Source organism: Gracilibacillus boraciitolerans JCM 21714 (assembly GCF_000521485.1).
Taxonomy (GTDB): Bacteria; Bacillota; Bacilli; order Bacillales; family Amphibacillaceae; genus Gracilibacillus; species Gracilibacillus boraciitolerans.
Genome location: NZ_BAVS01000001.1, coordinates 22464 through 35453, shown reverse-complemented (window position 1 = coordinate 35453; position 12990 = coordinate 22464). Strand labels below are relative to the sequence as shown.

The 12990-nt window shown below is 34.4% G+C and carries 9 protein-coding genes and 2 pseudogenes; all 11 read right to left on the bottom strand.

Annotated features, from left to right (window positions below):
- Position 1 precedes the first annotated feature (1 nt).
- A complete protein-coding gene (locus JCM21714_RS00145; protein WP_035720750.1) occupies positions 2–1264 on the bottom strand; it encodes a metallophosphoesterase family protein in 1263 nt (420 codons plus the stop codon).
- Between the two features lie 233 nt (positions 1265–1497).
- Complete coding sequence (locus JCM21714_RS00140) at positions 1498–1956, bottom strand: hypothetical protein (RefSeq protein WP_035720747.1); 459 nt, start codon at positions 1954–1956, stop codon at positions 1498–1500.
- 4 nt (positions 1957–1960) lie between these two features.
- On the bottom strand, positions 1961–2749 hold the full coding sequence (locus JCM21714_RS00135; RefSeq protein WP_035720744.1) for a hypothetical protein: 789 nt from the start codon (positions 2747–2749) through the stop codon (positions 1961–1963).
- Between the two features lie 142 nt (positions 2750–2891).
- A complete protein-coding gene (locus JCM21714_RS20615) occupies positions 2892–3164 on the bottom strand; it encodes a hypothetical protein (RefSeq protein WP_235182520.1) in 273 nt (90 codons plus the stop codon).
- Between the two features lie 39 nt (positions 3165–3203).
- Positions 3204–4240, bottom strand: a pseudogene (locus tag JCM21714_RS00130) (DUF3231 family protein).
- A gap of 363 nt (positions 4241–4603) precedes the next feature.
- Entirely contained in the window at positions 4604–5311 is a 708-nt protein-coding gene (locus tag JCM21714_RS00125) for an SDR family oxidoreductase (protein WP_035720742.1), read from the bottom strand.
- A 426-nt stretch (positions 5312–5737) separates the two neighbouring features.
- Positions 5738–6198: pseudogene (locus JCM21714_RS00120) on the bottom strand (DUF7713 domain-containing protein).
- Between the two features lie 117 nt (positions 6199–6315).
- Positions 6316–6873: an HD domain-containing protein gene (locus tag JCM21714_RS00115; RefSeq protein ID WP_035720736.1), complete on the bottom strand. Its 558-nt coding sequence runs from the start codon at positions 6871–6873 to the stop codon at positions 6316–6318.
- Positions 6874–7127: 254 nt separating this feature from the next.
- Positions 7128–7688 (bottom strand): hypothetical protein, encoded by a 561-nt coding sequence (locus JCM21714_RS00110; protein ID WP_035721768.1) that lies wholly within the window; start codon positions 7686–7688, stop codon positions 7128–7130.
- Positions 7689–7788: 100 nt separating this feature from the next.
- Positions 7789–9759, bottom strand: a complete 1971-nt coding sequence (locus JCM21714_RS00105; RefSeq protein ID WP_035720733.1) for a DUF262 domain-containing protein — start codon at positions 9757–9759, stop codon at positions 7789–7791.
- A gap of 232 nt (positions 9760–9991) precedes the next feature.
- A complete protein-coding gene (locus JCM21714_RS00100) occupies positions 9992–12985 on the bottom strand; it encodes a type I restriction endonuclease subunit R (protein WP_035720730.1) in 2994 nt (997 codons plus the stop codon).
- Positions 12986–12990 lie beyond the last annotated feature (5 nt).

The window sequence follows — 12990 nt, the reverse complement described above, 5'->3', positions numbered from 1 at the left end:
ATTAGACACCTGCTTTCGTTTGAATATGATGCAAAATGAGATTCTCTACTTCTTTTAATCTAGCTTTTATCGTTTCCGATTCTGTAAAATCAAAACCGTCTTCACCATTCTTTAATTCATAAGGCAATGCGTTTTGGATGTCTTTAAATTCATCAAGTAACAACTCTAACGTATCTTCGTCCTCCTTCACACTTTCTAAAAAGGATAAGATCGTTGCTACGGGAGTATGCTGCTCCTGTAAATGATCGATACCAATTAAACGAGTCGTTTTGATCTTTACCTTTTCAACCCAGACGTTGCCAATTTCTAATGCCAACGAACGAAGATTGTTAATGACATGATCTTTCTCAACGGTTAATGATTGGTGTGCCGGGCTCGCGCCTATAATATGAAATCTTACCGCCAACAATCTTCCATCCGCTGTTTGCTGAAGTTGTTCCAGTTGCAGGCGGGCCTCCTCCATCACATCATCCATCGTCTCAGACAGTGATGCATCAACATCACAAATTTCCCATCGAAGTACATCTAATGATCGGTGTTCAAAGGATTCAATCTGACCGTCCTTCACATGTACAATCGTACAGCCTTTATCACCTGTTTCACGAATATGTCTACCTTGTATATTACCGGGAAATACAATCGCAGGATTGTGTTCATGCAACACTTCACGTAAATGGACATGGCCCAATGCCCAATAATCATATCTTTTTGAAACAAGCTCCTCTATGGAACATGGCGCATAATTCTCGTGTCCTTCTCGACCTGTTGCACTTGTATGTAATATTCCAATATTCAAATATCCATCAAGTCGTTCTGGATAGTCTTTTGCGAGGTTATCTGTCACAGACCTCGAGACAAATCCTTGTCCATGAACGGCAACTTTCCATTGCTCGTCCACCTCTGTCTCAGGTTGATGTACAGAAAATTCCCTGACATTATCCGGTAACTTTAGTTCTTTCGTGATTAAACTTTGGGCATCATGGTTACCTCGAATTAGATATACGTTTATTCCTGCTTTTTGCAGACGCGTCATCTGACTTATAAAAAATAAACCAGTATAATAGTCTTTCCAATCTCCGTCATAGAGATCGCCCGCAATTACAAGAAAGGCAACATGCTTTTCGATCGCTAGATTCACTAAGTTTTTAAATGCCACTCTTGTAGCATTTCGAATCTCTTCTACAGGCGCTCCTTCATACTTTTCTAAGCCTTTTAATGGACTATCTAAGTGAATATCAGCTGCATGAATAAATGAAAAAGACAAATTTTTCCCTCCCTATACCATTCGTTACTACATATATTTAACTTGTGAGTTCTATAAAAACGAATGCTATCTAACATCTATAAATCTATCTTGTATGTATTCCAAAATAATGTCAATACTTTATCATTGATCAGAGAGTAAACTGTTCGCAAAATCCCTTCTGCTTCTAATAATTCAATCATGCTCACGGGTAGATATCAGACTTTTAATCAAAATATTGACCTTCCTACAGATTATTTTACTTTAGCCACTCCAAGTGCAAAGTGATTCCATAAAATATTTTCAACCAGTTCTGATTTTTCTACAGCGCAGTCGATAATTAAAACGACCTCCGCTTGCTTTCCTTTTAATAATCTTCTCTTCTTTTTTAAAACGATCTCTGTAAAAAGCCGAATAGCGAATCCGAGCATAAAACCAACAATTGCTCCAATAAGTCCCCAGTAAATCGGACCCCAGGCCAATTTAAACCCGACACTTGCACCAACAACTGAAAAAGCGGTTGCGAGTGCCATTCCAATATCAATCAGAGATATGCCATCAGAACGGTGCAGGGTATCAAACACCTTTCGTTCTTCCATACGATTATCCAACGGCACAGCAAAAATATTTTCTTTGTTTATTCCTTCTTTCTCAAGCATTGAAACAGCAATTTCCAAAAAAACAGTATTTTCAAACGTTGATATTAGTTGCATATAATCACTTCACTTTTTGTCCTTTTAGGATTTTAAATGTCGGGTCCTGGTAATTCACTTTAAGATATTTCCGCTGAACCTTTTCATACAGTTTATTATTTTCTACTGTGTTGACATAAGAATCATAAATGGCGAAACCATATATGGAAGGAAAGAATAAGAGCCATTCCGGCTTTAAAACTGATGTAGCTTTCTGAATCTCACCTAAAAAAAGAAGGGAAATTGCCTGTAATCCATAGGAGTAATACGAAAATGCAACGATCCAAACAATTACAAAAAAGGCCGTGACAATTCTATGAATATATAGCTGTCCGAGTCCTGGGACAAATAAGGACCAAATAACAGCCAATATTGGATTGCGTTTATCAAGATAGTTTATTTCGAGTGGACTTATGCTAAATGTATTAAACGGATGTTCTTCTCGTTCTGCTAAAAGATAGATTTTGTTCAAATCAACCGTTGTACGATAACTGTCCCAAATCGCAAAGATGTAGACTGGAATATAAATCAGCAGCCATCTCGTATCTAATATATTCTTTGCCATTTCGATCTCACCTTGAAAGGAATAAACCATTGCTAAATTTACATTAGCATGAACATTCACGACCACTTCCCAAACGAATAAAACAAAACCACGAAGATATTTTGAAAGAAGCAGATGTCCAAATCCAGGAAAGGCTGCACTCCACCATGCAATAATATATGGGTTTCTCAAATGTATTTGAGTTGTTCCCAATATACTGACATGTGCTTTATATCGTCTTGCTGTGTTGTCATTGGTATAATTGTCCATAAAGAGTCACCTTCAGAAATACCCTGTTTATTTTTTATTATTCCGTAAAATTTATATTTATATTCCATTTTAAATCTGTGCTCATTCATTCTTAACAAGGAAGATCACAAAAGTAAAAACAGGACTACCGCAAAAAGTAAGTTTATTTCTTTTCGAAATATACAAATAAATTAGTAATCCATCTCGATACAAGCATTATGACCATGTATCCTAAAAACAAATGAAAATAGTTTGCACCTTTTGATAACTCAAATAGATTTAACCAAACTAATATTGGTTTAAACACAAAAGAAAGAAACAGACATAACACAGCAAAGTATAAATAATAGTTCTTATTATGCTTCAGTATCCACTGATACAAAATCATAAAAACCACAGGAATTAGTGCTACATCCAAGCCAAAATTAACCGTCATTATTGGCAGTAACTGATAAGAATAATTTATTTATATCCGTTACTGATTATTATTACCAGCTGACTGATTAGAAAGCTGCTTACGATCAGCAGCTGTAGGAGGTTCTTCTAACCATCCTTTATTTATTAGCATGTTCATTCCATCATTAGCAAATTTAGAAATCCCTGCTGTTAACCTTCCAAACTGAAGATGTATATCATGTCTCATGATTTTAGAAACAGCGGAACCATAATTTTGTATGCCAATGCCGTTAGACATTACAGTATGATAGAGCATCAACTTATCTGAAAAAGGAGAAATTGTAGAATCGGTGATATGGGCATCCATTAGTTTTGGTGTTGGTAGGTTTTCATTCATGAAAGTTCTCCTAACTGTTTTATTTGACTCCCTGCTAATGTTGCTCCTTCCTGAAAATATTTCCGTAATTTATCCGATGACGCAACCTGGCTAAAGGCGATCATTAAAGCTTTCCCTAACGTATTTGTGTTTATATTAATCTGTAAATGTTTAATTTCTAACGCAGTTACTGGTCGCGATTTCCCTGCAATTAAAGATATAAAGGACTGATTCTCAACAAAGTCATTTTTTTTAGGATAAGGAATGCTAGGAGGAATAATATTCATTCCTTTAGAGAGTAATAAATATATTCCTTTTTTATAGATATTAATTGTATCTTGAATACACATCTCAAAATAACTAACAATGTCGTGTCTGCCTGAGGAAGATAAAGCACTTCCAAAAGTAATTAACCCTGCTCTGGCCATTTCTGTTATATAAAATACCATATACATATCACTAAAGAGTCGCGGTGCATCGTTTCTAACATCCTGTTCACCAAATCCAACAGGAATTGGAATATCTTCCTTTGTATAAATCTCTTTCATCCTATCTAAGTGTTTCTTTGAAATATCTGAAGCAAACATGATAAAATCACGGATTTCATCATCTTCCACCACTTGAAGATGATGCTTAAATACACAGTGGAACATAGAATCTCCTAGATAATTGGCGAACAAATCACCAATCTCAGATGCTGCTAACTTTTTGTTTTTCTGATGTTCTTTTATTTGCTGCATATTTATTTCTTCTGTTTGAGATGGGTTATTTATGTCCATAAAAAAATACCTCCATAAAAGAATTATGGAAGTAGTATTTGTACATTTTAATAAAATATCAGATTTCTATGATTTTTAACCGAGTCATTTGAGTGTGAGGTACTCGTCATTTCAGGTTTTACATTTGATTGTTTTACTAAAGATTGAAATCTTATAGAAAGCTTTTTTTGAATCTCTGTACTAATATCAGCTATGTTTAATGATCATCTTGAATAGTCAGATTATACAGTCACCAGTAAGTTTAGTGAGGACTAATCAGTTCAAGAAATTTTTTTGATCACAATTAAAATAGCTTATTTATTATTTTACCTAAATCTTTTTTGTTTAAACTGGTCGAACCGTTATTTCGTTTACATTTACATATGAAGGCTGTGTTACTGCATAGATAACTGCTTTTGCGATGTCTTTTGTTTCTAATTTTTTTCTTTCATTGTGCCCTCCGCTATTGGAAGTTAACGATGTGTCGACCATCCCAGGGGATATATTGGTAACTCGAACTCCTGTTCTCGCTAACTCTTTTTCAAGCCCAGCAGAAATGGCTCTTACTGCATATTTTGTAGCACTATAGACTGTACTTGCCTTTGTTACTTCAAATCCTGCCACAGAGCAAACATTAATAATATGACCATTTGAACGTTCAATCATAGTTGGTAATACAGCGTTTATACCAAAAATCACGCCTTTAATATTAACATCTATCATCGTTTCCCATTCCTCTACTTTGCCTGATCGGATTGGAGCTGTTAGCATTTGTCCAGCGTTATTTATGAAAAAATCGATTTGTTGGAATTTCTGTTCCGCTTGCTTTACTAATGCTTCAACCTCATGGTTTTTCGTAACATCTGTCTGAACCGAAAGTACTTTGCTATTCCCGTACTTGACTAATTCCCTTTCCAATTCGGCTAATTTTTCTGTACGTCTAGCGGCGAGAACTACATTCCCACCCTCTTTCACGATTTCTCGAGCGATAGCTGCACCAATTCCACTACTAGCTCCAGTTACAATAGCTGTTTTCCCACTTAACTGTTCCATATCTAATACCTCCTTGAAAAATTGTGCTACACCAAGCTAATATTGGGGGGGCAAAATTTAAATATCCCGTCTTACCATCGTCCATGAGTTATGGTTAAATGATGGAAATGATTTTGATAAAAGTAACTTCATACTAGTATGTTTACCCTAATATCACAGGAAACCTATTGCTTTTCACAATAAAAAGAAAAACCACAGCATTTGTGGCTTGTTATTTCAAGTACTTCTACCATTTAACTCCTTTAAGAATAAGAACTTTCAATATACTTTATCATATCATGAAAATCACTTTTTGTAAGCTGATGATCAATGTGAAACATATAGCGCCGTAACGTTCTTTAATCTGATAAATTCAATCTCCACTATCTCTCTGCTCATTAGCAATTATATTTATGTACTTTCGCCATAATAGTATTGTACATTTCGTCAAAAATCATCATCTGTTGAATCCTTCATTTTTATTTTGATATCAAACCCTTCAAATGAACTAACCATTTTTCCTACTTGTTCCCATGTATAGGTTCTCCATCAATAACCAACATTGGTTCATTTAAATCTTCACTTGACTGAACCTGACCGACAAGTTCGTAATCTCGAAGCGTTACATAAGATTGTCCATTTGGGAATATACCCTTTTCGACATATAGTTTAGAAAGAGTTTGTTTAGTCTTTTCTACTAATTTTTGATATAGAGCTGGCAAATCAGTGTCGAATGCTCCATCTACCACAATACGATAACCATCATTTTTTGATTCGATTGCTTCTAGTCTTACTCCCACTGGTAACACTAGCTGTTCAATGGTGAAGTGATGGTACTTACCTGAAATATCAGGTAAAGTAATTTCTTCTATTTCTTTTTCAAAATTGTGTCCCAAAAGTTGAGACATCTCAAGATTATTGCAAGTTTCACAAATTGCTATTTGTTTATCATCTATCGTCATGTGAATTTTTGCTTCCTTTTCATTACATACGGTACAAACCGTCATTTATCCTCATCCTTTTTACTATTTATTATAATATATTGAGCCGAATACAGCATTCACTTCCTGTTCTAATTGATTAATCAGTTCAAACTCTTCTTTTCGAGGTGATAAAACTTTCACAATACTAGCATAATACCAATGCTGAGCGTTTTTCCCATGTTTAAAGCGTTGCCAAATCATATCACCGTTTGCATCCAGATCATGATGAATTGATCTCAAGTTATGTAATTTATCAGCAACAATCACCTGAACTTCCTCTATCGATGTAGACTCCAACATATCGATTGTATGCTGTTTTCTCTCTTCCCATGGCAGGCTTTTATCCTGTTCAGATGCTGCTCGAACCAAATTTGCTACACCTTCTCCAAATGATTCTACTAAATTTTCATAGGTTACTTCTGTATCTTCCAAAGTATCATGTAAGATTCCAGCAGCAATAACTTCTTCTGAACATTTTGCTTGCTGCAGAAGCATCCCAACCGCAAATGGATGGGTAATATAGGGTATATCGGTTCCTTTTCTTTTTTGATGTTGATGGGCTTTTGTTGCAACAATGATAGCTTTTTCGATTAGATTCATGTAATGGCCTCCTTTAGATTGTACATTATATAATCTCATTTAGTTAAAACCTTCTTATCATGGGATTTGCTTCTTATGATGTTCTTAGTTTTATATAGATTAACTGTTCATATAATTTTAGCCTAAGCGGATTTTCATTTTTTTGAAAAAGAGATATCACGTCTATATTTATTAGGATTTGATAGTACCTAGCACTTGTTCAACAATCTTATTAGCCAGTCTTTTTTTGCTACATGTACCACACTATTTCTTTACTAATGATCATATATTATCCATCTTGTTTCATCACTGACTTCATCCCAATATGCATTTAACTCAGTTACCTTTCCCTTGACTATCTCTATATGCTTATCATGGATCCAACTCATTTTTTCTTGAGAATTCATATATTTTTCATGTATAAATGCAAGATAAAATGTTGTTGTATTACTTTTCCAATTTCTAATAAAAGATAATACTTTATCTACATCTTGAAGAAATACTTTATCACTAGTATATGAATTTTTATATTTCATTTCTACCGCTACAATTATCTCTGTTATACAATCTCCTAAATATGATTCTTTGGCTCTAAAGGGGTCAATTTGAACAATTACTAAGTCAATTCTTTCACCATCAACAAAATACTCCGTAAAAATTCTTAAGTTATATTTTTCAAGAAAATCTTCACCTAACCTATTTCTAACATGATAATAAAAAGCATTCTTTAGCGAATCTTCTTTGAGAAGATGATTATTTTTATAATCTTTACTAATATCATTTAACCAAACTTCTTCGATGGCGGAATAAATTTTTTTATGAATTTTAATCACCATTTTCGTTTGAATTTTAAAATAACTTACTTTGCAGTAAAAAAAATTAGATTGCAAAACTCTTAGTTTGTACTTGCATTTCAAAAAATACAACTGTAAATGTTTATTTTACTTCTAGTTCAACTCCCCATTCATTTTCACTGTATCCAACATCTTTAATTATTTGAATGCAGAATTTATTAATTGCTTTTGCATTTAAATTTCCCTCTATATAATGTGAATTCACTAATTTTAACGGCCTTCTTAAATTTTTATCACTTTCACTAATTATTCTTTGATTATTTACTAATATATTTTGATATTCTTGAGGAAAATTTTCATAAATATATATAACAGTTTGCTTCATAACTTCTCTCCACGTTTTCACGGAGAAAGTATCTTCTAAAATGTATAAAAGTCTTGGAGAAGTACCAGTAATTTTTGTTTCTTCATTTTCTGCCTTACCAAAATACGGCCAAATACTCAAAAATATTTTTGTTAGTTCTTCTGATCTATGTACAATACTATCTTCATTCCAATCAGATACTTTGGTAAGCTCTTTATTTAATAATATATTACTATCTTTATAGTATTTCTTCTTCACAATAAAAGGCTCGTTTGATAATTCTGAATTATAAGCTGTTAATGTTAGATTCCCTAAAGTATCAAGATATTTTAAATGTATTTCTTCATAATTTTCTCCTAGTTCATCTATCCATTTTTCTGTTAGAGTTTGAGGCATTATGTGTTCAAGTGTAACATTAGAAAGATCGGCCATTTCTTTATGAGAAAATGAATACTCTATACATTTCAGCAAAAACAGCACTTTTTTTCTGCGATCACTTTGTCCATATAAATTATTCGAAATTAAAGCTGTTTTAACTTCATAGTCTTTAGGGTATCCTCTATTTTGAAGATATGCTATGATTTCTTCGATTGAATCAGAGCTAGAATATGTGCTAATTTGATTGTACATTGCTGCAAATATTTTATTTAAAGGTTTTGAATCAATCCCACAAACATATCTCCTTACTAAGTAATTTTCTATAAAAGAAATACTCCTATACATTTGTTTTTGACTGTACTTACCCTCTTTGTAATCATTATAAATATATAATAAAAAAGGATAAGCAGTCTTAGCTTCAAACTCTTTAATTCTCTGCAAAGACATCCTTATTTTTATATCTTGTTCCTTTAATGGATCTAAAAACTTTTTATAATAAGAGGCAAAATTTGATAGCTTTACTAACATTTCTTTCACGTTTCCATTACTTATTAAGTGTTTAAAATTCATGTAGATATTATTTGTTTTCACATTTATATTTATCCCTAAAAGAAAGTGTCTTAAAAATTCAGTAAGATCATCATCCAATTCTTTTTGCATTGGAAGCCAATACCTTGAATAAAAATCTTCCTGTTCATCTGGTTGAATTCTCATAAATATATAGTTTCGGATCAAATCAGCCTCTGTTAATGGTTCACCTTTTGCATTTAAGCTTTCAAAGACAACATATGGATTATCATCAGAGTCCAATATAATACTTACAATTGATAGTTTTGAAGTAACTAATTTCTTTATTTCATTTAAGTTTTCAATTTTCTTAATGAGTTTATAATAAAAATTATAAGCTTTTAAAATTAAAGCTTCCTCATGTTCATCTGCTAATTCTTTATTCATTATTTTTTTAAAACATTCTTTATCAATTTGAGTAGGTAAAAGTTTGTACTGATCTTCACCAGATTTATACATATTAATAAGAAGTGTATTATGTATTTCTCCATGTAAATTCATTTCATTTCTTTCTTCTGCAATATCTCTAATAACTACTAGCATTAATAAAAGCGTTGTTAACCTTTGTTGACCATCAATAACTAAAAATGGCTGTACACCATGGTTCGTCATATTATAGGGGATAGTAACAATAGACCCTATAAAATGTGTCATATCTATATCATCTTCAAATAATTCATTTATGTCATCCCATAGTTGTTTCCAATGTTTTTCTCTCCACGTATATGTTCTTTGGAACATTGGAATTATATATTGTTTACTTCCCTCTATTATTTCTAGTAAGTTTGTCTCGCTTGCTTTCATCTAAAATTCACTCTCCTTCAATCCTAATTAATAGATGAATTCCAAAATTAAGATTATTTCTCGAAACCATCAACTGGATAGAATTAATATATATATTTATCCACTAGTGCTAGACGCTTAAACAAGTACTCTTTAAAAAATATTTCATTATACTTCAAATGGTTCCTACGAACGTATCTAAGGGACAAATCCATACCTCACCATCAATAAAAAAATTTCAAAAGATTATTTTTCAATTCCGCACTCTCAACTCTTCATAAACCTCATCTACCATATCTTCCATTAAGAACTCTTTGAATTCGGAGTCTTCTAGGATTTTCATGAAGAATTGCTCGTTATTTTGCATGCGGTTCACGACAAAATCCATGAAAGTGCGATTAAAACTGAATTTAAAATTATCCTTTGTATTGCTCTGGGCTTTTTGGGCGAGATCTTGATCTGCTTTCATATCTTCAACTATTTGATCTCTCGATAATTTATCCGCTTCTGAAAAGTTGGTACCAAAGCGATCGTTCATCCGTTCGATAATGGAGGAAAGACGTTCCTTTTCTTCTTCGCCTCCTGCTGCGCTCCCGTATTGACCAGGTGTAAGATACTCACCACCCGTTTCGTTTAGTGAAATATTCCCTTCGAATGTCTTTTCGTTACGATAATATTCTAAGGCAACATCATCTGAGAGATAGACTGGGTCCTCAGCCTTTCTTGGGAGTTTCTTCAATAATGAACTTAAATAAATAAACCGCTTATGAAGATCCACATCAGAAAAAGGTCCAATCTGTAAGATAAATGCATACGTTCTAACAAACTTCATGGCAGATGATTTAAAATGAGCTTGTATCTCTTCATCCAATTCTTTCGTAAACCTTTGTACTGCTGGATCAAGGGCTGCATTTAATTTCCCTTGGAAACGTGCACTTTTTGACGGTTGATCACTATATTCGAGATTTGCAACAGTATCTACTTCCTCTTCGGTATACACTTGCATCGCGTCAAGTTCATGTTGAACATCATAAAGAATATTTGGATCCGTTGTTTCACCTAGGCCTGTTACCTCATAGTACGTTTGAAAGGCAGCCTGAATTGTTTCTGGATCGTTAACGAAATCTAATATAAATGTGTCATCTTTTCCTTTACACGTTCGATTTAACCGTGACAGAGTTTGAACCGCCTTGATCCCATCGAGTGGCTTATCGACATACATCGTATGAAGCAAAGGCTCATCAAAACCAGTTTGATATTTCTCAGCAACAATTAAGACCTGGTAATCATCAGAATGAAATTTCTCTGGCAATTCTTTTTCACTAATGTCGTTCATGCCTGCTTCCGTATAGGATAATCCATAATCTTCGACAGTTCCTGAAAATGCTACGAGAGTCCTTAAATCAGTATAGCCTTTCGCTTTCAGGTATTTATCAAAGGCGTGTTTATAGCGAACTGCATGAAGTCGACTCCCTGTAACGACCATTGCTTTTGCTCGTCCATTGATTTTATGTCGTGTAACGCTTCGAAAGTGTTCCACCATAATTTCGGCTTTTTGAGCGATGTTATGCGGGTGTAGAGATACGTAACGTGCTATTTGCTTGCTCGCTTTACTTTTTGCTAATTCTGGATCATCATCAATGCTTTTTTCAATTTGATAGAACGTTTGATAGGTGACATAGTTCTTCAAGACATCATGAATAAATCCTTCTTCAATCGCTTGGCGCATGGAATAGAGGTGGAATGGCTCATAGGTACCATCGTCTCTTTGTGTTCCAAAGCGTTCAACGGTTTTAGATTTCGGTGTGGCGGTGAAGGCAAAAAAGGAAATATTCGACTGGTCGCCACTTTTGGCTATTTCCTCAATCATCCGTTCTTCCGCATCGGTTGCTTCGCCTTCCTCCATCATGCTCAGTTCATAGGCTTCCTCTAATGTTTTATCAGAGAGTAACGCAGTCATCGCTGATGAAGCCTTCCCACCCTGTGAGCTGTGTGCTTCATCAATGATAATGCCATATGTTCCACGGTTAAATTCTCCTACTTTATCAAGAATAAACGGGAACTTTTGCAGTGTTGTAATGATGATCTTTGTTTTGTTTTGGATCGCGTTCGCCAATTGGTTGGAATCTTCATCAATTTTCTCTACCATACCTGCTTTATGTTCTAATTGATATACAGCATCTTGCAGTTGTTTATCTAACACTCGTCGATCGGTAATAACGATAATGCTATCAAAGACAGGCTGTTCTTCTTTGTCATGAAGTTTAGCTAAGCGATGGGACAACCAGGAAATGCTGTTGGTTTTACCACTGCCTGCTGAGTGTTGAATTAAATAATTCTTTCCTGCTCGGTGTTTCGTCACATCGGTTTCAATTTTTCGTACCGCATCAAGCTGATGATAACGAGGAAAAATCACAATCTCTTTCTCGTCAATGAGATCACCGTTGCTATCACGAATACTCTCTTTCTGAATATAAACAAAACGAAAAAGAATATCGATTAAGCTATCGGGCTGTAAAATCTCCTGCCAGAGGTATGATGTGCGATAATCTCCTTCCACAACGGGATTGCCTTTCCCTCCATTGTTACCTCGATTGAACGGAAGAAAGAACGTTTTCTCTTTCTTTAGCTCTGTCGTCATATACACTTGATCGGTATCGACACCAAAAAAGACGACCGCACGCTTTTTAAATTGAAAAAGTAACTCATTAGGGTCACGATCTTTCATAAACTGCTTGATCGAATGTTCGACAGTTTGCCCTGTTAATTGGTTTTTTAACTCCATCACGATTAGCGGCAACCCATTGATGGAAAGCATCATATCTATCGACTTGTGACTTCCAACCTTATAATAGACTTGACGACTTACGGTAAAAATGTTTTGTTGATAATTTTCAATAAGCGTTCGATTCATGTCTGTCGGTGGCTTGTTATAGGCAAGTTGTAGTGTCACGCCATAATCTTTCACACCATGACGTAAGCAGTCAATCATACCTCGGCGTTTAAGTTCTGTATCAATCCGGGTCATCACTTTATACTGAATCTCGTCTTTATAAGCTTTTCTTAACCGTTCCATCGATTTCGGTTGGGTTGTTTCTAAAAAGTTAAAGAGTATTTCTTGATCGATCGCCCACTTCTGAAAGGTCACAAGAGAAGGTCCAGTCAGCACTCGTTGACGATATCCCGATTGCATCAACTCTTGTTCAATGTTCTCTTCAAAACCTTTTTCACTCGTGTCTATACTCACGACGA

Excerpts from the sequence above, each read along its gene's own strand:
- JCM21714_RS00110 (WP_035721768.1), bottom strand. The coding sequence starts at position 7,688 with ATGGTGATTAAAATTCATAAAAAAATTTATTCCGCCATCGAAGAAGTT.
- JCM21714_RS00105 (WP_035720733.1), bottom strand. The coding sequence starts at position 9,759 with ATGAAAGCAAGCGAGACAAACTTACTAGAAATAATAGAGGGAAGTAAA.
- JCM21714_RS00135 (WP_035720744.1), bottom strand. The coding sequence starts at position 2,749 with ATGGACAATTATACCAATGACAACACAGCAAGACGATATAAAGCACAT.
- JCM21714_RS20615 (WP_235182520.1), bottom strand. The coding sequence starts at position 3,164 with ATGACGGTTAATTTTGGCTTGGATGTAGCACTAATTCCTGTGGTTTTT.
- JCM21714_RS00125 (WP_035720742.1), bottom strand. The coding sequence starts at position 5,311 with ATGGAACAGTTAAGTGGGAAAACAGCTATTGTAACTGGAGCTAGTAGT.
- JCM21714_RS00115 (WP_035720736.1), bottom strand. The coding sequence starts at position 6,873 with ATGAATCTAATCGAAAAAGCTATCATTGTTGCAACAAAAGCCCATCAA.
- JCM21714_RS00140 (WP_035720747.1), bottom strand. The coding sequence starts at position 1,956 with ATGCAACTAATATCAACGTTTGAAAATACTGTTTTTTTGGAAATTGCT.